This is a genomic window from Acinetobacter sp. 778_lipA (assembly GCF_058242985.1).
In genome coordinates this window covers 1,990,845-2,012,069 of the sequence record NZ_JBZAYT010000001.1, presented here as the reverse complement: position 1 = coordinate 2,012,069, position 21,225 = coordinate 1,990,845, and the positions used below count along the sequence as shown (strand labels likewise).

Sequence of the window (21,225 nt, the reverse complement as noted above, 5' to 3'; positions counted from 1 at the left end):
AAAGAAGCTAAAGCTTTGGATCGGTGAATGTGTTATGCAAAGACTACAGGTGGGGCTCGCCCTTGAGGAATCAGAAACAAGCGTTGTAATTGAAAATAGACATGCTGAAAGTTTTCAACATAAGCCATTAAACGTACTTGAATACGCACTAGGATTTCTTTTACGCCAATTTCTGGTGGCATCACTAAATTGCCATATACCACACAATACTGACATTGATGGTTAATATCATGATGATCATGACTTGAACTGCTTGCTTGCTGGGCTTGATCTAAATGCAAATAGTGATGAATAAAACTAGATTCTTGCTCATGATGAAGATGTGCATGTGTTGGTCGCAATAAAGCTTGAGTGATGTCTTCACAGACCGGAGCAATTTGATACTGCTCAGGTAATAACGGCTGTAAAAAAACCGCAAGCTGTAAAAATACTGTCGCAAATGCCAGCAACAGACCACTGCTTCTTAACACAATTGATTGCTCATATTGAGAGAGATAGAAAAAAGTATAAGTTTGCTTTTAACTGTAGATCTTTAACTTGAAATAAAGAATCAACTGCATAAAAACCAAGCATATTACTCAACTTTTCTAGCTTTACTATAGTACATTTAAATTTTAAATCAAAGCCTCTTTAGCACTTTTTTGGAAATCGTTTTCTTTTTTAATGATTTGTTTGTTATATAGCAATGATCAATAAAACTTAAAAAAGCATCCATCGTCGCCTCAGCTTTTAGTGAGTAAATAGCACCAGCTCAACTTTCAAGCTAAATTCAATTGAAAAGCTTATACCCGACGACTGAATCTACAACGATATTCTAAGGGTGTTAAGCCGATTTTCTTTCTAAACAATCTGCGAATTGAAATTGGGTCCAGATAACCGACACTTTGTATAATTAGATCAATAGATTGATTAGCCTTTTCAATACCAAAGCTTCTTGGCTGAGCAAGCCAAGAAGCTAGAGAAAATAAAACAATTATTTAAACACTTTAAAACGCACAGCATCATCGATATAGGCCTTTTCAGCCGCCGCCGCTTCAATTGAACCAAATACCAACTGTGCACGAAGTTTCCAAGTTTTAGGTATATCCCATTCCGCATGAACTTGTTCATCGACAATTGGATTATAGTGCTGTAAGGATGCACCAATACCGTCACTATTTAAGGCTGTCCACGTTGAAAATTGTGCGATTGCTGTAGAGTGTTCAGCCCAAATCGGAAAGTTTTCTGCATAAGCTGGAAATTTTTCTTGTAAGTTTTGGATCACCTCTAAATCTTCAAAGAAAAGAACGGTACCAAAGCCTGCGATAAAGCTGTCCATTTTAGTCTCTGTTTTTAAGGCACTCGCTTCATCTTTGGCATAAGCTTTCAGTTGAACTTTTACAAAGTTCCAGAACTTCTCATGTTCAGCATTAAACAAGATCACTGCACGAGATGATTGCGAATTAAAAGAAGATGGACTTTGCTTGATCGCTTGCTGAATCAAATCAGTAAGATGCTCAGGAGATTGCTTGACCTTACGTCCAATCGCATAAATTGTACGGCGTTTATGAATTAAATCTAAAAAATTATTCGACATTGCTGAATATCCTTGGATATATCCCCGGGGAAATCCTATACTTTAAAAAAGATTATCAAGATATTTTAAAAAATCATAACAAGTATGAATTGATTAAAATCAAAAGTATTACAACATAAAAAAACTTGCTAGAAATATCTACTTTTGTCATATGTTTCTAAGCAAAAGTGAATTAGGAGAAATATAAGGGGCTGTTGACATTTCATAACTGGCTTGCGTTGTAGGTTAAAATTGAGCATGAGATGTATACATCGTAAAGCATGAAGGATAATAGCGAATCTATTTTCGACTTTCATAACGAAGACTGAGATAATTTTAGCCACAATCAGAAGTTTTATCGTACAAACGCGTAATAAAGAAGATTGAATAAGAAGTACCAACATTTAAAATCAAATCATAAAGACTTGCTAAATGAATGACCTCATTTAAATCATTGTCATCATGCTTAAACAACTGCCGAATAAAATCCAAGCATTAAAAATGTTTCCACTCAAAATTTAGATATCGCAATTGGTTAAAAAATGAAAGTTTTAAATATATTAAGTATCATCAGTTCAATATTTATTCTATTTTTTATGTTTTATACGCTTGGGCCTACAATTTAAAGAACTTAAACAGAGAATAAAAAATAAAAGGCAGTTTTAAACTGCCTTTTATGCATGAATTTGAGCATTTCAATCTATTGCTAATTTTTGACTAGAAATTAGCATTCAGCACTTTGGCGGGTACAGTGTTTTTCCAAATATCTCGCAAAGTAGGTAAATAGAATTTTTCACCTAACTCAACCAATTCAGCGTCAATCAATGCATGTGTTTCATGCATAAATAAGTAGTCCAGTTCAACCGTAGACAATTGTTGCTGCTTTTTTGCAAATTCTTTACGTTTGGCTTGAGCTTGTTTAAGCAATTGATCTGCAAAATTTTTATTTTTATATTGGCTAATCGCTTGTAAACGTAACTCAATCACGCCCCAACCTGTAAGGAGTTTCTTAAAAATCTCAAAATCTTCAGTTGTGGATTCCCAAGTCATTTTATCCAAGTCTTCATCATCAGGAAGTACTGGGAGTAAAATTTCCATTACACTTGGAAAAATCTTTTTGAAATTTAAAATAAATTTAACAGGGTGCTCACCAGGGTAATCTTTAAACTGCACATTTTCCTGAACATCTGTTAAATAAATTGATAACATTAAAAAATCCTTAATTAAAATACTGTTTATTATAACGTTATTGATCATCTTGCAGCCTAAATACAAAATAAAAACAACATGAAAACAGCGAAAGAAATGCATTTTAACAATTATGACAGTTTATTCAATGCCAATTGCAGTATTCACCTGTTGTCGATCAAAGATTCTGGTGGGCGAATAAAGCTGATTCTTGTAAAGAACTAAACCTGGTCAAACTCAGTGACCAAAAACTCGATTAAAGCTTTTACCGATGGTAATAGACCTCTTCTAGAAGTATAGGCCAAATGAATAAGCTCTGGCATCGGTTCCCACTCAGGAATCACTTTAACTAGCCTGCCCGCTTTTAAGTCTTCAGCAATAATTAATTCCGGTAGTTTTGCAATTCCCAAGCCATCTAAGGTCGCTAAATGCAATGCACTTAAATCAGTAGTGGTTAGCCTCGGCTCATCCTTAACCACATATAATTCATTATTAGAATTATAAAGATCCCAATGATATTCAAAGGACAAAGACTCCATCATTAAAATAGGCAATCTTGTTAATTCTCCTGGTGTTTTAATCAAGAAATTTTGATTCAACAAATCAGGGCTTGCGACAATAAATTGTTTTGAAATGGATAGGCTACGTACAATCAAATCACTATCTTTTAAAGGTAAGGGTCTGATTCGAATTGCAACGTCATAACGTTCATTAAACAAGTCTACCTTTCTATTTGTCGCTTCCACATGCAATTTAACTTTCGGATAACGTGCTAAAAATTTATTCAACATTTTACTGACATTAATATGCAATAAATTTGTAGGACAAGAAATTTTTACAATTCCAGTCGGCTCTGCGCTTAACAGTGCGATTGCCTCATCAGCTGATTCAGCTTCCACAAGCATTGCTTTACAGTGTTGTAAATATATGTTCCCGACATCTGTAATCGAAATTCTTTTGGTGGTTCGATTGAGTAGTTTTACTCCTAAACGGTTTTCCAATTCCGCAACTCTTCGACTTAACAATGATTTGGTCACGCCCAACGCATTACTTGCAGCTGAAAAGCCGCCATATTCAATCACTTTGGTAAAATAATACAGGTCATTTAAGTCTTTCATCATATCCCCTTAAATATCGCAACTGTTCTCTACATAAGACAATATGTCATATAAATAGCATAATTCAATGTTTGTCCTACTGTTAGTATTAAAAACAGCAAATGATTGCTTAACTAAGGATATATAAAATGTCTACTCCAGCTAATTTTAATGGCCAAGCCCCAGTGATTGATGTAAATGATTCCGTTATGCTGTTAATTGATCATCAAAGTGGTTTATTTCAAACCGTTGCTGATATGCCAATGACAGAACTACGCCAACGCGCAGCAGCCTTAGCGAAAATAGCATCATTATCAAACATTCCTGTCATTACCACGGCCTCAGTTCCTCAAGGCCCCAATGGCCCACTTATTCCTGAAATACACGCAAATGCGCCCCATGCAAAATATGTCGCACGTAAAGGTGAAATTAATGCTTGGCATAATCAAGAGTTCGTTGAAGCGGTTAAAGCAACAGGTAAAAAGACCCTGATTATTGCGGGTACGATTACCAGTGTATGTATGGCATTTCCAGCGATTAGTGCAATTGCTGATGGCTATAAAGTTTTTGTTGTGGTTGATGCATCAGGTACGTATAGCAAAATGGCACAAGAAATTACCTTAGCGCGTGTGGTTCAAGCAGGTGCGGTACCGATGGATACAGCGGCGGTTGCTTCAGAAATTCAACAAACTTGGAACCGTGAAGATGCTGCTGAATGGGCTCAAGTGTACACTCAAATCTTCCCTGCTTATCAATTACTGATTGAAAGTTATTCAAAAGCACAAGAAGTTGTGACAAACAAAGAAGTACTTGATTCAGTACGTAAATAATTTTAAATAAATGATGATTTTAGACACCTTTCGAGGTGTCTAAATCTTTGTTATGACGCTGTAATTACTATTTTCATTTTATTGCTACTTCAGGTTTAGAGAATAAATCATGTCTTTAGATTAAAAAAATTAATGTACATGATCCGTCTCCTTTTCCGCTGCCTCAAGTGCGGCAGATTCATTGGCAACGTCATTGACCCATCCATAGCCATTTTTCATCAAAATGGTATAGGTTTTACCATCTGCTGTAATCGTGCCCATGGTAAAATTGTCTTTAATGGTTTGAGTAATATGAAACTTCTCATTATTTTGATCTCCTCCTTCTAGAGAGCCTGACCAACTAACAATATCTTCACCTGGATCTACTTCTATTCGTTCTATAACAGCCCGTCTGTTTAAACCATAGCCTGACACATTAAACACGATTTGATCGCCGACATTCTTCGCCTCTAAGGTATATAGATCATTCCTCAGAAATATTCGCCCATCTTTTTTTTGTGCATCTGTCAAAGGAACGGGATTATGCATAGACACCGTATCGACAGTACTCAAATTGAACATCTGTTGATTGAAAATCCCTGCACGTAATTTGTCCTCATCCAGCGTTACAAGTTTACGGCGAGCATGGCTGTCTTTTATACGTTGCAATACTTGTGTTTCAGTAAGATTTGCATTTAGTTTCGGTGAATTCACTTGATCGATTTGTTCATTTTGTTTAGACGCAATCGCTTTAGCTGTATCAGCTGTCTCCTGTTGACCTGAGATGAACCAAACCAACAAAGAAACCACCAAAACAGTTAAAACAACGGAAATAATGAGATATATCCGTTTATTCATTATGGATTAACCGCAACTAAAAATTTTGAAATAGCTTCAACATTCTCATTAATTTTTCTTAAGCCATCAAATTTGTCAGTTTCACCTAAACGCACGCCATATTCAGGACTATAGATATCTGGGCTTGAATATAAGCCAATTTGATTTCCACCCATAATGGTACTGCCTAAAGGATGACCAAATCCCCAGTTATAACCTGTGGTTCGATCAAAACTATGTCCTAGCCCCATGTTATGCCCTAACTCATGCCGCATTGCAGTGATACCACAACCATAGTTATGTGATCCGATCATGTTGTACTTGCTAGGTGTGCTATTTACATAGGCGAGACCGCAACCAGAATGATCTGTAATGGTATATATCGCATCAGCACCTGTTCTGGTTCTTTCCGCTTGTACGGTGGCATCTGAACGTCCTAAATTAATCGCATCACCGAGTGTCGTTCCAGGGATTCGATAATCCAAGTATCCGACTTCTTTGTAGTAGGCTTTTGCTTGCGAGTTTTCAAGCGCTTCATTGGTTAATCTAAGTGCTTCACGGGCTTGAATTTTTGCAGCAGTTGCACCGAGTTTGTCATTGACTACCGGGCTATTCACAAGCAATAGATCAATCTGATAGCTATCGGTGTTCCAAACCCCATTGTTGAATATCAAACGGATTTTATCGCCTTTTTTCAAACTTGCACTAATGTTGCTACCTGAAACTGTAAACACTGTATCCGCAGAATTAGATACGATGACCTTGTCACCCGACTGAGCCGCTGGCAAATTTACAACAGGTGCCCATTGTGCATTATCAGCGGTTATTTCAACAACAGGGGTTTTAAATGTAAAACCTTGTGCAGCGGTGTTTGCAGTGAATACAGTTTTAGGAGACGAAGCCAACACCCAATACGATTTATCTGCAATATAAATGAACTCATAACGATTGCCCTTGTTGATTTTTAGGGTTGCGGTGGTATTGGTATTTTCATTTTCAATCACTGATTGCCAGCTTGCAGTTGAGCTAACAATGATACGATCTCGGTCGTTTGCTGTTTGCGGTAATTTTAATGAAGACACCCACGCCCCATCAGCAAAACGAATTTCTGTTTTAGGTGCAGTTAAATTTTGCAAAGCGGTATTTAATGCCGCAGTATTACCATTGATCACGTTGATAATACGTGTCGGAACAGACAGTGGAACCCATTTACTCAGTTCTTGATTATATTGAAAGATATATGCATCATTTTTATTGACAACCAATGTACTCGGAAATAAAGCATTTTGTGAATTAATTTTTGAGGATTTAAGCGCATTGGACTTAACCACAAGAATCTGGCCATTCTGACCTGTTTGCGGTAAATGAATTATATCAGTCCAAGCAGCATCACTTACAACATATTGAGCCTGTGATTGTTGAAATACTGGAATAGTATTGCCATTTTTTTCAGGCGTAAAATTGGCAGTTTCAGGCGCATAAAACTCCCATTTTCCATTACTAAATTTAAAACGATAACTGTTTCCAGACTTTAGCGTGAGAACGCCTTTTTTTTCAATATTTACATTACTTAAATCAATATCACTGTCATAACCCGCAGTTGATTGAATTGTAATTAAGGCACCTTCTTTTGCTACATTCGGTAAGGCAATATTCTTCACCCAATTGCCATTAGATACACTAAATATCAGATCATCATAGCCTGTTGGGATGATTCCACTCTGGTTATTCTGGTTTGGTGATAGTGTGGTTGCGGCTATGGCAAAAGTGACCATGCCACTTGTAATGAAGACTGTAATAACTTTTCTTTTATTCATGTTATACCTGAGTCAATATTATAAAGTTGAGCTGACACTATAAATTAATTTTTATTGAAAAATAAAATTAAAAATTGTTAATAAAATCTATAAAACCAATAAAACCAATAACAACCCCAAGCGCTATAAAATTTCAAATATTTGATATATAAAAAAAATTAAAAATAACATCCAAAAAAATGCAGTGATTTAAAAATAAAATTTAGTAAAATCATCAATATAAATCAATCAATAATTCGTGAACTATCATTCTTTTTATTGAATAATCAATGTGTTTAAATCTCAGTGTTAAAAGATAGAAATTTGATATTTTTATAGCTGATTCACCCCATTAAAATTATTTTATATCATTTCATCCACATTAATTATCACATCTTAACTTTCTAGATTTACAATTTAAAAAATAATAATATCAATGATTTAAAATATAAAATTAAACCCTTAAATTAATATTTCCTACTCAAAAGAATAAAAATCATAAAAAAAGTGTCCCTAAAGGATATGGTCGCAAATTATTCTAAATGGTAAAAACTTTTAATCGTTTAACAGTTTCATGTTGGATAACCACAATGATCACGGAAAGTCATCAAATTAAAGCAAGAAAAGTATATTTCGATTTTTCTGAGTCTTCTGTATGTTGGATGCCAGATGATCCATTATGTTCACATATCGCCAATGGTATTAATATGCTTTTGCCTGCCGGTGAATTTTGGTTCTGTAGAGTATTTAATAAAACCCTTCCACATATTACAGATAAAAAATTAAAACAAGAGGTTATTGGCTTTGTCCGTCAAGAAGCTGCACATGCACGCGCACATGAAAAAGTACAAGATTTTTTAAGAGAAAATGGCTATGACATACAAGAACCATTAAATCGTGCCCATCTTGTTTTCAACATTTTATTAGGTGACAAACCATTAGGAATTCCATTTTTAAAAGTAAAGAAATTTGACGAATATTGGTTAATCTTTCGTGTAGGTGTCATTGCAGCGATCGAGCATTTTACAGGTACGATTGGGCAATGGACGCTGGATAGCAAATCTTGGGATAAAGCAGATCCAGCCATGGCTGATTTATTCCGCTGGCATCTCGCTGAAGAAGTAGAACATCGTTGTGTCGCTTATGATTTGTTTGAGCATTTATTACAACAAAAATTAGGTTTTTATGTTTCCAGACAACTCATCATGATGGGAATTTTTCCACTCTTTATTTATTTCCTTGTTGATTTTGCTCGCAGTCTTGGACAACAAGATACTGAACATCAACACATTCAAAAATTAATGCGCCGTGGATTCTTTTCTTTTATTCGAGAGTTTGAAAAAACCGCAACGAAAACAGATCACCTACCAACCATTAAATATTTATGGAAAGCCACTCTACGTTGGACATCTCCAAAGTTTAACCCAATTCATGAAGGTGATACTGAGCAGGCTTTAGCTTATATGTCACGTTCACCTGCTGTTCAATATTTTGAGAAAACGGCGCTCAATTAGAGGCTCATAACAAAATAGAGCGACCATAAAGTTAGCGAGAAACATGGTTAATGTAAGTCTTATACCCCCTCCAAAGTCTAAAAAAGCACCTTAAGGTGCTTTTTTAGACGACTGATGCTTTCTAAATGAATCATCAAAAGTATAGTCGTTTACAGCTCCTTATTTCGTGTTTGGACGTACCATTTTTTCAGGTTGTACCACTTCATCAAACTGTTCAGCTGTAACAAAACCAAGTTCTATCGCAACTTCTTTTAAAGTCTTATCTTCTTTATAAGCCGTTTTGGCAACTTTAGCCGCATTTTCATAACCAATCACAGGATTCAATGCTGTTACCAACATTAATGAATTATGTAAGAAATAATCAATTTTTTCACGATTTGGTTCAATACCTACGGCGCAGTGTTCATCAAAACTATTACACGCATCACCAAGCAATTGAATCGACTGAACAAGATTATATGCAATCACAGGCATATAAACATTCAGTTCAAAATTCCCCGCTGCACCAGCAAAATTAATCGTTGTATCATTCCCCATGACTTGCGCAACCACCATTGTCATTGCTTCACATTGGGTTGGGTTGACTTTACCAGGCATGATGCTTGAACCTGGTTCATTCTCAGGAATACGTAACTCACCCAAACCACAACGTGGTCCACTTGCTAACCAGCGTATATCATTGGCAATCTTATTTAAACTTGCAGCTAAGGTTTTCAATGAGCCAGAAGCAAATACAGCAGCATCACGACCAGCAAGAGCTTCAAACTTATTGGGATTACTTATAAATGGTAACCCCGTCAGTTTGGCTAATTCTTCCGCTGCTTTGTCTGCATATTCAGGATGCGCATTTAAACCTGTACCAACAGCTGTGCCACCAAGTGGTAACTCATAGAGCCACACCAAAGCCTGTTGTAAACGTTTTAGTCCATGATCCAGTTGTGATACATAACCACTGAATTCCTGTCCTAATGTAAGTGGTGTTGCATCCTGTAAATGAGTACGACCAATCTTAACAATATCGTCAAACTCTTCTGATTTGCGATTTAAAGTATCTCGTAAGCGTTTTACTGCTGGAATAAGCAACTCATTGATTTGAACTGCAGCAGCCACATGAATCGCTGTTGGAAATGAATCATTCGTAGATTGTGCGCGATTGACATGATCATTCGGATGCACAGGCTTTTGTGAACCTAATGGATTACCCAACTTTTGATTGGCAATATTGGCAATGACTTCATTACAGTTCATGTTACTTTGCGTACCGGAACCTGTTTGCCAAACCACCAACGGAAATTGTGAATCCCATTTCCCTAAAATCACCTCATCTGCAGCATCGACAATATACTGTGACAGATCATGCGGAATTTGATTTAAGCTGGCATTGGTTATTGCTGCTGCCTTTTTGACCAGACCCATCGCTCGAATCATCGGCCGTGGCATATGTTCTGTACCAATTTTAAAGTTTTCTACGCTTCGCTGAGTTTGTGCACCCCACATTGCTTCGCTTGGGACTTCAACATCGCCCATTGTGTCATGTTCAATACGTGTTTGCATTTTCAACCTCTTCTTCGTCCATATCTTATTTTCAAGTTAAAGCTTGTTTTGACAACATCTGCGTAAAAACACCAGCTTCAGCGAAGCGATTATGCTAAACAAATCAATTAAACATGTAAATGATAATTATTTGCAATAATCATCTATTCTGGATTTTTACCGATTATTTAAAGTATTTTGATAAAAACGCCATTCATCTTCGATCATTTGTTTAAGTGAGCGCTGAGCTTTCCATTTTAAAACCTCGAATGCTTTTTTGCTGGTAGATGCAACCTGATCCAGTTCATCTAATTTATAAACTGCATCAATTTGATGAATTTGACTTGACGTAACCTCTTCGATCAAGTGAATCAAGTTCTGTATCGAACTGACAGGACCTGAAATATCAAAACTTTGGTAAACATTGCCCTGCTCATGTAGCCAAAGAATAGTGGATCTAATTGCTTCACATAGGTCAAGAACATGTACAAAGCTACGCTCAGTCGTTTTATCCTGAGTATCTGAATTACGTTGTACTTCAATCAGATCACGTTGCTGAGCCGCAACTTGTAGAGCCAAAGGGACAACATTTTTAGGAAGTGGTACAACAAACTCCCCCAAGACACCATGCTCAAATGCACCGACAACATTTGAAACCCTTAAAATGGCAATTTTCCATTCTTCGTCAGTTTTAAATGTGTCTTTAATGATTTCTTCAATCATTTGCTGAGATTTTATATAAGGATTAGGGTAACTATAATTAAATGCGGTTTGTTCATTCAGCTCTAAACTTGATTGCGCATAAACCATAAGGCTAGAAAGATGTACCAAATTTCTGACACCGGTACGCTGCATCGCGCGTAATAAACTCATAATACAACTGAGATTGTCATTATAATATTCAAGTGGTTTTAGATTTGACTCTTCAATGGACTTAAATCCCGCACAATGCACAACGGTATCTATTGAATATTGTTCAAATACTTTATTTAAAGCGGGAGTATTACGAATATCAATTTTGACAAAGGGAATATACATTCCTGTAATAAATTCTAAGCGCTCTAAGCATTGCAGATTGGCATTGGCTAGATTATCCACAATGACGACCGCTTGCCCTTGAGCTAGCAAACTTAAAACCACATGCGAGCCTATAAAGCCTAAACCACCAGTCACTAAAATCATTGTATACTACCTATCATTATCAAGTTTGAATGTTGCAAACTGTCCATTCTCCAAGTGAATCGCCATCAAATGAGTACTTTATTACTAATCACCGCAGCACCGACTTCAATTCATGCATGGCATGCATTGGGTTTAGCGCAGGCACTGCAAGCTGAAGATCAAGAATTTCGTGTTTTCTTTTATCAAGATGGTGTACAAGTTGCGAACAACTTGCAATGGGTTCCTGACGATCAACGTAATTTATCTGTAGAATGGCAAAAACTCTCAATTCGACTTCCTGTCTGTGTGAGTGCTGCATTAGCGCGGGGGATAACAGATCAAGAGAATGCCAAACGTCACGAAATTCCAGCCGATAATCTTGCAAAAGGCTTTGAGCTTGTGGGTTTAGGCGAACTTGCAGATGCTGTTCAATCTACAGATCGTATCATTCAATTCTAAGTTGATCATCCCATTAGCGTGTTGCATTTAAAAGGTAATTTGTGTGAATACTGTGCTCGTTGTGATAACTCAAGCAAATTTAAATACATTGCAGATACATGAAAGCTTGTCAGCAACCATGGTGCTTGCAACTTTTGGCTGTAAAGTCAAAGTGTTACTTAAAGACGCTGGATTAAGCCTACTTAAATCAGAAATGGCTTTTGACCAATTAAATCACGTATTTAAGCTTGCTTCAAATCTGGTCGATAGCTTTGAATTCTATGATTTAACACCAGTTTTAGTAGAAAATATGAATAAATCTTCGACTTTTGTTACTCAATCACAACAAGAGTTGGAATTTGTAGAACTGAATGCTGAATTTATTCAGTCTTTTGATCATGTGTTGTATTGGTAAGCTATGGATGGAAAGTTTAAATGTCAGATAAAACGCTTTATTTAATTCAATCTTCTTTTATACATACAGACCATATATTGAATCAGTTAGATCAACTGTATGGTTCTCATGATCACGTTGTTTTAATGGGTGATGCGGTACTGTTTGCAGCAGATCAGCGCTTAACAAACAAACAGAATCTTTATCTTCTTGAAAATGATGCTGAGATTTTATCTGAATCCATTCCTGAAAATTTTAAATCAATTTCTTACCCACAATTTGCACAGCTAGTTTTAGACTTTAGCCGTTGTATCAGTTTAAAATAGTGGGCTAGGTTGTCAATTATCTTCGATTTTTTAAAAATCAATCTTTTATGTTTTGTCGATCAAAAGTTAGATTGTTTAGATTATTTTTGTTTAGGTTGTTTTATGAGCTTTGAGTTAGACCAAGATGGTCATTTAGTAGACTACACCATTTGGAATGAACAGGTTGCCCAAGAGTTGGCACAAAGTTTAGATCTACAACTGACCTCATGGCATTTTGAAGTGTTGCATGCAGTACGTCAATTTTATACCCAGTTTGGCCACTCTCCTGCGACTCGTCCACTGATTAAATTTTTAATGAAAACGATCAATCCAGCAATTGATAATGCTGTTCTACAAGACAAGTTTAATACAGGACTGGTTGCCCGCCATTTAAGCCGTTTGGCAGGTATCCCTAAACCTGCAAATTGTTTGTGATCACTCCATAAAAATTGATTCGTTTAATTCAATATGAGATCAAACCCATCAATATAGCGAGTAAATATCTAAACTGGCGATAGCATAAATTATTTCACTTTCTTCCTGAGCAAATCCCATTGGTATTTGAAAAAATATTTTAGTGTTTGATTTGGATTGACTGCAGTTTTATTTTTTAAATTTACGCCATCCGAATGATCATAATCTAAAAAATTAGCTGTAGTACCCTGTATAAATTGAAAGCTCGATCCTTTGGCTGTAATTTTCTGTGATTCAAACAAATGATCTAATCCAAAACGATGCCCTAATTCATGTACCACGACTTGATTAAATATATTTTGAGGACAGTTAAATAAAGTAACGCTGTCACCACCAGCACCAACTGCATTCTTTATTTCTACAGTTGTGACGAAAACATAATTTTTAGTCGCTAAGTTTTTATCTTGATATTTTTTATAAAACTTAGTTAAGTCACTTAAAAAATAACCCGTGTCATTTATATTTAATTTATTCAAAGATATATTAACATCATCGTCTTTGCTACGATATTTGTTTAAATCAAATGTTGGGGCATTTTTTATTTCTACATTAATTAAAGCTTGGTTAAATGAGTTATGCTTTAAAAAATTTTCATAATCATGTGAACGGCTTGGTTTTTTTCCATCAGTTATAACGTCTACAAAGATAACTGATATAGTAGGAATCACAGCATTATGATAAAGCATTAGCTTCCCAACTTTCTCTTGGGTCTCTCCTTTTATTGCTGTTACAATGATTTCTTCATGTTTTTGCAAAGCACCTGTGCACTTAATATTCACTATTTCTGAAGCTAAATAATAAATCTCTTCTTCTCTTTTAGTATCTTCGCCTAAATCTCGCGTCATTTTTTTGGCGTAAATAAAATCTTCGACACTGAACTCTGCTGGTTCAATAATAATATTCGGATTTGAAACTTCAAACTTAATCTTTGTTCCATCATTTTTTAATGAAAAATTATTTTCTGAATCTAATAGTCTCAACTCTAAATTAAGCCTAACCCCTTGATTGACAGGGTTAGAACTATTGTTATCCTCCTGTGAGCTTGGGTACATTGCTAACCATGCAGGGATATATTCTGTGCCAAATGGGCTAATTTTGGTAATTTGGTCTTGAGTATATGTCGCTTTTAATGATTGTATCGAACCACTGACTAAAGCAACTTTGTTTCCAAATTTTGTTGCTGCATTCGGTCTATAGTTGGTTAATTTTTTAAAGTATTCAGGTCTGTACCAATCAAAACCATAACTTCCATCATATATGTTATCTTCACATCTTCGAAAATGAATCGTAAACTTCTGTAGGCACGTATCACAAGTACTTCCGACTGTTGGGCTTGAACCAATTCCCATTCGATTACTCCATATTAAATATTTTATAAATTATTAAAATTTTGCATCAGTTAAATAAGTATATAAAAGTGAATGACTTGATCAAAATTATCTGTTTAAAAAATCGCTCTATTCTTTATCAAGCAATAATCCTTATTTTCTAAACTAAGATTACAGTTACTGTTTTTCATACTTTTACTTATTAATTTAAATTATATATTTTTTAAATTGAACAATCACATATTTTATATCTTGTTAACAAAAATCAAAAAACAATATAAGTAATTAAAAGTTCAAATTACTTGCAAAGCTTCATCTAAACATTCTCACAAACACTTAAGATAATGAGTGCACCTGCTTTTAGATTTTTATGATATTTACCAACAACTTAATCTAAAATTAATTCATGATAAATATTAAAAATCATCTAAGGAATAGCAATCAAGCTAATTTTTTCTGCGCTAAGTATTGGAAAAACGCAGACGTAACGATTGGCTTCACCTGTCTCGCATTCACAGCCTGCTGACATTCTGAACATACCAATATCGGAGTAAACTCATGTCCACAGACGCTATGTTGATACACCATAGGCGCACCCAGCCCCTCATCCATCCATTTATCCGCCCATGCCACCATGGTTAATAAAATAGGATATAGATCTAAACCCTTATCAGTTAAGCGATATTCATAACGCTCTTGTCGATCTACATAAGCCACTTTAACCAATATTTCATGCTCAACCAAACGTTTTAGGCGTTCAGACAATACATGTCTTGTCACACCTAAATTTTCTTGAAAATCATCAAAACGACGTAAACCCATAAAAGCATTACGTAAAATAAGCATGGTCCATCGATCACCCAATACAGATAATGTACGCGCAATTGAACACGGTTGATTGCCTATTTCTTCCCATTTCATACGAAGTTCCAAATTACATTTGTAAATTTAAAATACCATTAATGAATACTATGAAATAAACAGAAAAAGAAAGATAGTATTTCAGGGATTTTTTTTACATTCATTGAAATTGAGTTACAAGTGCTTATGCTTTAACAAGGATGACTCACAACTAAAAGTAGCGTTAGTCAACATTTAAAATGCTGGGATATTTTTTAATGCTCAAAAACAATAAAAGCCCAATTCTGGGCTTTTATCTTAAAATTAAATTTTATTTATTCAACAATTTGTCCACGACCCCAAATTTTTTGAAAATGTTTGCTCGGCGTTTTGGATAAATACTGGCCTTATTTAAATCACCCTTGTAATGATCAAATACCCGCTTATCCATGATTTTAAACCACCACGACGGGATCATCGCTGGCAACAGCATACTTGCATAACCGCTTGGCAATTCAGGTGCTTCATCAAAGTGACGTAACGCTTGGAATGGGCGTGTCGGAAAGGCATGATGGTCTGAATGACGTTGTAACTGATACAAGAATAAATTCGTTACGATGTTGTTATTGTTCCAACTATGCTCAGGCATTGTGCGTTCATATTTGCCATTTTCATCTTTTTGGCGCAACAAACCATAATGCTCAATATAATTAATGATCTCAAACAACGTAATACTATAAGCTGATTGAGTTACCAAATAAGGCAAAATACCTTTACCGAATAACCCAACCATAGATGAATGGAATGCTGCGGTCATTGTCCAGCCTTGCAATAACTCATTATCTTTAGACCAAAATCCAAGGCCCTTACGTTTAAGACGATTGGTTTCAATTTCAATCGCTGATTTAAATGAACCAATGACGGTACGTGGTAAAAACTCATAAAGCGTTTCACCCATTTGCGATGAAGCTGGATCTTCAGGTGTAGCAGCGCGTTTATGGTGTCCATAAGGATGTTCGATACGGAAATGGTTATAACCTGATGGAACCAATGCTAAATGCGATAAAATATGATCCATACGGTCATGCTTATGGCTTAACTCATGTGCTGTGTTAATAGCAATACCATTAATTGCACCCATTGAGACACCAAGCAAAATCTTATCTAAAAGAGATGTTTGTTTACGTCCAACCAAATAACATGCATAAACATTGGCGACATATTGGATCGGAATAAAGGATTTGACCAAACGTGAATAATACGGATCTTGCTCAAGTAATTTTACATCTTCACTGGTCGGATTGTTTTTATCCTTACCAATCAATGAATCTATGGCTGGAATAATCACATGCAGTACAAGTGGCCCACCCAATGCAAAAACTTTTTTCAGTGGCTTAGGTGCAACATGATATCCCGCTAAAATTCCTAACCCAATCACGGGAAGTGATGGGCTAATCATCCAAAGATAACGCTTTTTATCAAGTGCCAAACCTGACTTTGGTTTTAATTCTTGCAATTGCTGCTCTGTCAGTTGAACTGGTGCATTCATGGCTATATCTTCCCTATCTTTCTACTTAGTTATATATTTATGTAAAACTCAACTTAAAGACAGTTGTAAGCGTCCATAAAACCTATGAAAAAGTCTTTGGCATCTTCAACATAGAGTTTGTCCTTTGCGCACATGTTTTAATAGCATGAAACATTTTTATTATTTGAGAACAGGAAATTTGAACTGAATCTATGGATGCTTTAAGTAAAATTTTTGATGATATTCATCTCAACCATTCAGAATATATTTACCTTCAAGCTCAAGGTGATTGGTCATTTCAGAGCCCAAAACAAGATGCCGTGATCGCGCATATTGTTCTGTATGGAAATGCTTATTTAGAATTTCCACCCAAAATGAATGTTGCACTACAAACCGGTGATATGTTTTTAATTCCAGCAGGTTTACCACATACTGTAAAAAATCACTTAGACACGCAGTTGGTTAAAAGCCTAAATATAGAATCACTCTTTGATGGATTAAGACAAGACGCAATTGAATTTGGTCAAGGAAGTTCTGAGAAGACATTAATCCTCTCTGTACGTTGCCATATGAATGCAATCATGGCTCGCCCATTGATCAATGCACTCCCACCATATTTGCATATTCAAAATGCCTTGAGTGATGAGGCGCCTGAATGGCTTAAAATTGGATTATATTTTGTTTCTGCTGAAACGCGTAGAACTATAGCGGGAAAAAATAAAATTATGGATCATGTCGTCAGTATTTTGATGATTGAGTGTGTGCGTGACTATATTGAGCAAATGCAAGATCACAATAACTGGTTAAATGCCCTCGTACATCCAGAACTTTCAAATGCACTAGCAGCCATCCACAGTCGCCCAGAACAGAGTTGGACCGTAGAAAGCTTAGCTGAAACTTGTTGTATGTCACGTTCTAAATTTGCCAGCTTATTTAATCAAATTATTGGTGAAACACCTTTAGCTTATTTGCAACAGCATCGCTTACGTCTTGCCAGTCAGTTGATCAAACAAGGACAACTGCCTATTCAACAGATTGCCCACCAAGTGGGATATTCATCTGAAACTGCATTTAGCCAGGCGTTTAAGAAACAATTTGAACTTAGCCCAAGCCAATATCGCAATCAGATCTAAAAAAAGATTAAAGACATACGCTAATCAGATCTGACTGATATAGCTCCTGTACTAATTTTATATTTAATTTCACATAAAAAAAGCGCCGAGGCGCTTTTTTTATCCAAGAAGATCAATTATTTAATTTTTGCTTGTGATTTTAAATAACGCGAATAATCATCTAATAATTGTTCACCACGGAACTTCTGATACATTTGCGTAAGTTGTTGAATTTCAGCTGGATCCATCTGAGCAGTGTCTACTTTTTTCACATTCGCTACAGCCACAACAACTAACTCATTTGGTAGCTTGGCAGTGCTGACAGACCACATGCCTGCTTTAGGTACTGGCTGGCTAAAGGCAACACGCTCGATCTCACGCTTAAGGCCTTGTGAACGCGTAAATGTTCCCGCATGGACAAAATTAGATTGGTATTTCGCAGTAACTTCTTGAGCTGGTAATTTTTTGAAATCCGCAATCATGGCATTTAATTTTGCATGGGCAGCATCGAACGCTTTTTGTTCAATCAATTGTGCTTTTACACGTGCAGTTGCTTGCGCTAGAGGTTGTATACCTGCTGGGTGATACTTACGAACTTTAACCCATACCACATCGCCGTTGGCAGTTTGGATGTTACTTGAAGCCGTCGTATTTCCGCTTTTCACATCTTCATTAAATAATTTAGATTTAACAGCAGGATCAGCAAGAACTGGATTGGTTGTCGTTAAATTCACATTATTCGCAGATTGAATTTGAACTGTCTTAACTGCTTGTGAAACTACATCCAATGCATCACTGTTAACCACTTGCTCATTTAAACTATTTACAGTGTCAGAGAAATAGTTAGCAGATTTATTCTTTAAAACCTCAGCAGTCAATTCAGCTTTTTTTGAATCAAACGATGGTACTGAATCTACGGGTGTATTCACTTCAATCAAGTGATAACCGAATTGAGTTTTAACAGGCTTAGAGACTTGACCATTGCTTGTTGAATTCACAGCTTTATCAAAATCATCACCAAAGGCACCTGGCGCATAGGCAGCAAGTGCACCACCTTTCGCCTTAGAATCAGGATCTTCTGAATATTGCGCAGCAGCTTGAGCAAATGACATACCTGCCTGAATTTTTGCATACACTTCATTTGCAAGTGTCGCAGCTTGCTCAGGCGTACGAGAATCAGTTGTAATCAGGATATGTTTAACATCTCGTTTCAAACCTTGCTTATATTTTTCTGTAAACTGTGAATATGCCTGTTGTAATTCAGCATCAGTCACTGCAGCATTTGGCTGTGTCAATGCCGCAGGGCTTAACACCACATAATCCACATCCACTGAAGCAACTTGTTTGAACTTATTTTGATGCTTGTTGTAATAATCAGTAATTTCCTGATTGGTCACATTAACGTTGGTTTTATAGTCATCAAGTTTAACGCTTGATAAAAATAATTCACGTTGTTCAGATTGCAGATTGGCAATTTGCTGGATATCTAATTTACTAATCAATGCATTATCTGAAATTGTAGAACTTAGAATGCTTAAAGCAAAATCTTGGCGAATATTTTGGATAAATGCTTGGCTTGTTAAACCCTGTGAACGTAAATAGTTTGCATACAATGTATTGGAAAACTTACCATTTTCCTGAAAGGCAGGAATTTGCGCAATTTTCTGTTCAATTTGAGCATCGCTCAAAGTCACACCCAATTTATCAGCTTGCTGTCTTAAAAGACTTTGGCTAATCAGATAATCAAGTGCTTTATTTGCAATAAATTCTTTATTCAATAATGATTCATCCCCATGAACAGCAGGATTTGCCAATAATTGATCTGTATAGCCTTTTGTAACCGTTTCTAACTCTTTTTTAGAAATATCTTGACCATTAACAGTTTTAGCTACGTCTGCTTTTTGCCCACCGCTGAAATAGCCTTCAATACCAACCACAGCAAATGGCGCTAAAAATAACACAAGGAGAACTTTACCAAACCAGCCCCTTATGAGAGTGCGAAACGATTCCATGAGTATTCCAATATTATATTTCGTAAGGATTCTAACTGAAATTGTGAAATGAATGAACGAGCAATCACTGATAATTTAATATATTTCATAAAAAACGCGCCACGAAGGCGCGCTTTCAATAAGCTCAGATTAAGCTACTGAGTCTTTTAAGCCTTTACCAGCTTTAAAGCTAGGTACTTTGCTTGCTTTAATCTGAAGCTCTTCACCAGTTTTAGGGTTACGGCCAGTACGAGCAGCACGGTCTTTAACACTGAATGTGCCAAAGCCGACTAAAGTCACTGTATCGCCTTTTTTAAGCGCTTCACCAATTGAAGCAATAGTCGCATCTAATGCTTTACCAGCATCGGATTTTGACAATCCCCCTTTTTCTGCAATCGCATCGATTAATTCTGATTTATTCATGAAGATTACGTCCTCTTATATCGTTTGTTTAAGTTCCAAGGCTGTAGATCAAAGGCCATGACGACTTTATAGCAATGCTTTGGGGGGAAACGCAAGACTCCAAACCCGCTTTTCACAAAAATTACGACTAAAATTTACGATTTTTTTGGATTAAAGGTAATTATTTCATTTTTTTTAGCAATTGTTCACGTAAGTTTTGGTTATCTTCTGCTAGCGCATCAACCTTATTGTGGAGTTCCAGTATCAAACTTTCCAAATGCTGAAGATCTTTCGCAGTTACCAAACCGATTCTATTTAATGAATGATTTACACTCTGATCTAAAAGCTTTTCAACCTTATCTTTGGTTTCTGCAACAGATTCTTTGGTTTTTTCAGTTACTTTATTGACTGTTTGATCAGTGACTTCAACTGTCTTGGACTCCAGCTCCTCCCCCACTTTGACTAAGGAATCGAATAGTTTGTTGCCCTCTTCTTCCGCTCTTGAGAACGCTCCCAATCCAGCCAACCAGATTTGTTTTGTATATTTTCTGAAATCTAATGCTGACTTTTTATGATTTCTAGGCTTTATTTGAGATTCATTAAATTCATTTTGATCTTGGTAAAGATCAGGTTGTTCCTTGTTACTCTTTTTCATATCTTGCTCCATTTACCCCAAACTCCAGCGTGTAATGACCCATATGACCAAATTAGGTAGAAAATATTGCTATATTATCAAATAAAACTATTGAACCTTTTGCTAAACTGTTCTACAAAGCAAAGTAATTGTTTTTAATGTTAAGGAACACTTGGCAATTCGACAATGCTTATTAAGATAATTTTTATATCATTGTTGAAATATTGTGTTTCATGTCATGGATGAGATTGTTTTATTTTTTAGAGATCGGACTCTCTGTTTTTGCTAT

At 36.0% G+C, this 21,225-nt stretch carries 21 protein-coding genes and 1 pseudogene; 7 read left to right on the top strand and 15 right to left on the bottom strand.

The genetic code is table 11. The features are described 5' to 3' along the window. Positions 1 to 32: 32 nt before the first annotated feature. The 5 genes and pseudogenes from AC4CUY_RS09485 to AC4CUY_RS09465 form a co-directional block, all read right to left on the bottom strand. Complete coding sequence (locus AC4CUY_RS09485) at positions 33 to 470, bottom strand: DUF2946 domain-containing protein (RefSeq protein WP_004720578.1); 438 nt, start codon at positions 468 to 470, stop codon at positions 33 to 35. A gap of 312 nt (positions 471 to 782) precedes the next feature. Next, a pseudogene (locus AC4CUY_RS09480) lies at positions 783 to 902 on the bottom strand (GlxA family transcriptional regulator); the annotation flags it as partial. Between the two features lie 71 nt (positions 903 to 973). Beyond that, positions 974 to 1,576 carry a nitroreductase family protein gene (locus tag AC4CUY_RS09475; protein WP_490774021.1) on the bottom strand — a complete coding sequence of 201 codons (603 nt, stop codon included), beginning with the start codon at positions 1,574 to 1,576 and terminating at the stop codon, positions 974 to 976. A 696-nt stretch (positions 1,577 to 2,272) separates the two neighbouring features. Further along, complete coding sequence (locus tag AC4CUY_RS09470; RefSeq protein ID WP_004821426.1) at positions 2,273 to 2,764, bottom strand: hypothetical protein; 492 nt, start codon at positions 2,762 to 2,764, stop codon at positions 2,273 to 2,275. 200 nt (positions 2,765 to 2,964) lie between these two features. Then, positions 2,965 to 3,861, bottom strand: coding sequence for a LysR substrate-binding domain-containing protein (locus AC4CUY_RS09465; protein WP_056511052.1), 897 nt, complete (start codon positions 3,859 to 3,861; stop codon positions 2,965 to 2,967). Between the two features lie 128 nt (positions 3,862 to 3,989). On the opposite strand from AC4CUY_RS09465, the gene AC4CUY_RS09460 reads away from it, so the two are divergent. Next, entirely contained in the window at positions 3,990 to 4,670 is a 681-nt protein-coding gene (locus AC4CUY_RS09460; RefSeq protein ID WP_056511050.1) for a hydrolase, read from the top strand. 129 nt (positions 4,671 to 4,799) lie between these two features. On the opposite strand, the gene cpaB is transcribed toward AC4CUY_RS09460, so the two are convergent. Beyond that, positions 4,800 to 5,507: a metalloprotease secretion chaperone CpaB gene (cpaB, locus tag AC4CUY_RS09455; protein WP_490774020.1), complete on the bottom strand. Its 708-nt coding sequence runs from the start codon at positions 5,505 to 5,507 to the stop codon at positions 4,800 to 4,802. Then, positions 5,507 to 7,303: a metalloendopeptidase CpaA gene (cpaA, locus tag AC4CUY_RS09450; RefSeq protein ID WP_490774019.1), complete on the bottom strand. Its 1,797-nt coding sequence runs from the start codon at positions 7,301 to 7,303 to the stop codon at positions 5,507 to 5,509. Before cpaA ends, cpaB begins: the two co-directional genes overlap by 1 nt. A 569-nt stretch (positions 7,304 to 7,872) precedes the next feature. Between cpaA and AC4CUY_RS09445 the strand changes: the two genes are divergently transcribed. Next, on the top strand, positions 7,873 to 8,796 hold the full coding sequence (locus AC4CUY_RS09445; RefSeq protein WP_483769939.1) for a metal-dependent hydrolase: 924 nt from the start codon (positions 7,873 to 7,875) through the stop codon (positions 8,794 to 8,796). A gap of 159 nt (positions 8,797 to 8,955) precedes the next feature. On the opposite strand, the gene fumC is transcribed toward AC4CUY_RS09445, so the two are convergent. Both fumC and AC4CUY_RS09435 read right to left on the bottom strand, forming a co-directional pair. Then, complete coding sequence (gene fumC, locus AC4CUY_RS09440) at positions 8,956 to 10,350, bottom strand: class II fumarate hydratase (protein ID WP_419329119.1); 1,395 nt, start codon at positions 10,348 to 10,350, stop codon at positions 8,956 to 8,958. A gap of 156 nt (positions 10,351 to 10,506) precedes the next feature. Then, the gene (locus tag AC4CUY_RS09435) at positions 10,507 to 11,511 is read right to left on the bottom strand and encodes an SDR family NAD(P)-dependent oxidoreductase (protein ID WP_490774018.1); all 1,005 of its coding nucleotides are present in this window, start codon (positions 11,509 to 11,511) and stop codon (positions 10,507 to 10,509) included. A gap of 69 nt (positions 11,512 to 11,580) precedes the next feature. On the opposite strand from AC4CUY_RS09435, the gene tusD reads away from it, so the two are divergent. From tusD to AC4CUY_RS09415, 4 genes are all read left to right on the top strand, one after another. Beyond that, complete coding sequence (tusD, locus tag AC4CUY_RS09430; RefSeq protein ID WP_490774017.1) at positions 11,581 to 11,949, top strand: sulfurtransferase complex subunit TusD; 369 nt, start codon at positions 11,581 to 11,583, stop codon at positions 11,947 to 11,949. 43 nt (positions 11,950 to 11,992) lie between these two features. Next, positions 11,993 to 12,343, top strand: coding sequence for a hypothetical protein (locus tag AC4CUY_RS09425; protein WP_354666840.1), 351 nt, complete (start codon positions 11,993 to 11,995; stop codon positions 12,341 to 12,343). Positions 12,344 to 12,363: 20 nt separating this feature from the next. After that, positions 12,364 to 12,648: a DsrH/TusB family sulfur metabolism protein gene (locus AC4CUY_RS09420; RefSeq protein ID WP_154129734.1), complete on the top strand. Its 285-nt coding sequence runs from the start codon at positions 12,364 to 12,366 to the stop codon at positions 12,646 to 12,648. 102 nt (positions 12,649 to 12,750) lie between these two features. Beyond that, positions 12,751 to 13,062, top strand: a complete 312-nt coding sequence (locus tag AC4CUY_RS09415) for a TusE/DsrC/DsvC family sulfur relay protein (protein WP_004720607.1) — start codon at positions 12,751 to 12,753, stop codon at positions 13,060 to 13,062. An 89-nt stretch (positions 13,063 to 13,151) separates the two neighbouring features. Here the strand turns inward: AC4CUY_RS09415 and AC4CUY_RS09410 are convergent, their stop codons facing one another. The 3 genes from AC4CUY_RS09410 to AC4CUY_RS09400 form a co-directional block, all read right to left on the bottom strand. Further along, complete coding sequence (locus AC4CUY_RS09410; protein WP_490774016.1) at positions 13,152 to 14,450, bottom strand: hypothetical protein; 1,299 nt, start codon at positions 14,448 to 14,450, stop codon at positions 13,152 to 13,154. A 420-nt stretch (positions 14,451 to 14,870) separates the two neighbouring features. Continuing rightward, complete coding sequence (locus AC4CUY_RS09405; protein ID WP_336951305.1) at positions 14,871 to 15,350, bottom strand: winged helix-turn-helix transcriptional regulator; 480 nt, start codon at positions 15,348 to 15,350, stop codon at positions 14,871 to 14,873. Positions 15,351 to 15,600: 250 nt separating this feature from the next. Continuing rightward, positions 15,601 to 16,818 (bottom strand): alkane 1-monooxygenase, encoded by a 1,218-nt coding sequence (locus AC4CUY_RS09400; protein ID WP_336951307.1) that lies wholly within the window; start codon positions 16,816 to 16,818, stop codon positions 15,601 to 15,603. Positions 16,819 to 17,009: 191 nt separating this feature from the next. Between AC4CUY_RS09400 and AC4CUY_RS09395 the strand changes: the two genes are divergently transcribed. Then, positions 17,010 to 17,930, top strand: a complete 921-nt coding sequence (locus AC4CUY_RS09395) for a cupin domain-containing protein (protein WP_490774015.1) — start codon at positions 17,010 to 17,012, stop codon at positions 17,928 to 17,930. Positions 17,931 to 18,046: 116 nt separating this feature from the next. On the opposite strand, the gene AC4CUY_RS09390 is transcribed toward AC4CUY_RS09395, so the two are convergent. The 3 genes from AC4CUY_RS09390 to AC4CUY_RS09380 all read right to left on the bottom strand — a co-directional run bounded on the left by AC4CUY_RS09390 (position 18,047) and on the right by AC4CUY_RS09380 (position 20,969). Then, positions 18,047 to 19,921 carry a SurA N-terminal domain-containing protein gene (locus tag AC4CUY_RS09390; protein WP_419327512.1) on the bottom strand — a complete coding sequence of 625 codons (1,875 nt, stop codon included), beginning with the start codon at positions 19,919 to 19,921 and terminating at the stop codon, positions 18,047 to 18,049. A 129-nt stretch (positions 19,922 to 20,050) separates the two neighbouring features. Next, complete coding sequence (locus AC4CUY_RS09385; RefSeq protein WP_004720620.1) at positions 20,051 to 20,323, bottom strand: HU family DNA-binding protein; 273 nt, start codon at positions 20,321 to 20,323, stop codon at positions 20,051 to 20,053. Between the two features lie 160 nt (positions 20,324 to 20,483). Next, positions 20,484 to 20,969: a phasin family protein gene (locus AC4CUY_RS09380; RefSeq protein ID WP_419327510.1), complete on the bottom strand. Its 486-nt coding sequence runs from the start codon at positions 20,967 to 20,969 to the stop codon at positions 20,484 to 20,486. Positions 20,970 to 21,225 lie beyond the last annotated feature (256 nt).

Bases quoted from the DNA above. Each gene is read 5' to 3' on its own strand.
- AC4CUY_RS09475 (WP_490774021.1), bottom strand. From the start codon at position 1,576: ATGTCGAATAATTTTTTAGATTTAATTCATAAACGCCGTACAATTTAT.
- AC4CUY_RS09470 (WP_004821426.1), bottom strand. From the start codon at position 2,764: ATGTTATCAATTTATTTAACAGATGTTCAGGAAAATGTGCAGTTTAAA.
- AC4CUY_RS09465 (WP_056511052.1), bottom strand. From the start codon at position 3,861: ATGAAAGACTTAAATGACCTGTATTATTTTACCAAAGTGATTGAATAT.
- AC4CUY_RS09460 (WP_056511050.1), top strand. From the start codon at position 3,990: ATGTCTACTCCAGCTAATTTTAATGGCCAAGCCCCAGTGATTGATGTA.
- cpaB (WP_490774020.1), bottom strand. From the start codon at position 5,507: ATGAATAAACGGATATATCTCATTATTTCCGTTGTTTTAACTGTTTTG.
- cpaA (WP_490774019.1), bottom strand. From the start codon at position 7,303: ATGAATAAAAGAAAAGTTATTACAGTCTTCATTACAAGTGGCATGGTC.
- AC4CUY_RS09445 (WP_483769939.1), top strand. From the start codon at position 7,873: ATGATCACGGAAAGTCATCAAATTAAAGCAAGAAAAGTATATTTCGAT.
- fumC (WP_419329119.1), bottom strand. From the start codon at position 10,350: ATGCAAACACGTATTGAACATGACACAATGGGCGATGTTGAAGTCCCA.
- AC4CUY_RS09435 (WP_490774018.1), bottom strand. From the start codon at position 11,511: ATGATTTTAGTGACTGGTGGTTTAGGCTTTATAGGCTCGCATGTGGTT.
- tusD (WP_490774017.1), top strand. From the start codon at position 11,581: ATGAGTACTTTATTACTAATCACCGCAGCACCGACTTCAATTCATGCA.
- AC4CUY_RS09420 (WP_154129734.1), top strand. From the start codon at position 12,364: ATGTCAGATAAAACGCTTTATTTAATTCAATCTTCTTTTATACATACA.
- AC4CUY_RS09415 (WP_004720607.1), top strand. From the start codon at position 12,751: ATGAGCTTTGAGTTAGACCAAGATGGTCATTTAGTAGACTACACCATT.
- AC4CUY_RS09410 (WP_490774016.1), bottom strand. From the start codon at position 14,450: ATGGGAATTGGTTCAAGCCCAACAGTCGGAAGTACTTGTGATACGTGC.
- AC4CUY_RS09405 (WP_336951305.1), bottom strand. From the start codon at position 15,350: ATGAAATGGGAAGAAATAGGCAATCAACCGTGTTCAATTGCGCGTACA.
- AC4CUY_RS09400 (WP_336951307.1), bottom strand. From the start codon at position 16,818: ATGAATGCACCAGTTCAACTGACAGAGCAGCAATTGCAAGAATTAAAA.
- AC4CUY_RS09395 (WP_490774015.1), top strand. From the start codon at position 17,010: ATGGATGCTTTAAGTAAAATTTTTGATGATATTCATCTCAACCATTCA.
- AC4CUY_RS09390 (WP_419327512.1), bottom strand. From the start codon at position 19,921: ATGGAATCGTTTCGCACTCTCATAAGGGGCTGGTTTGGTAAAGTTCTC.
- AC4CUY_RS09385 (WP_004720620.1), bottom strand. From the start codon at position 20,323: ATGAATAAATCAGAATTAATCGATGCGATTGCAGAAAAAGGGGGATTG.
- AC4CUY_RS09380 (WP_419327510.1), bottom strand. From the start codon at position 20,969: ATGGAGCAAGATATGAAAAAGAGTAACAAGGAACAACCTGATCTTTAC.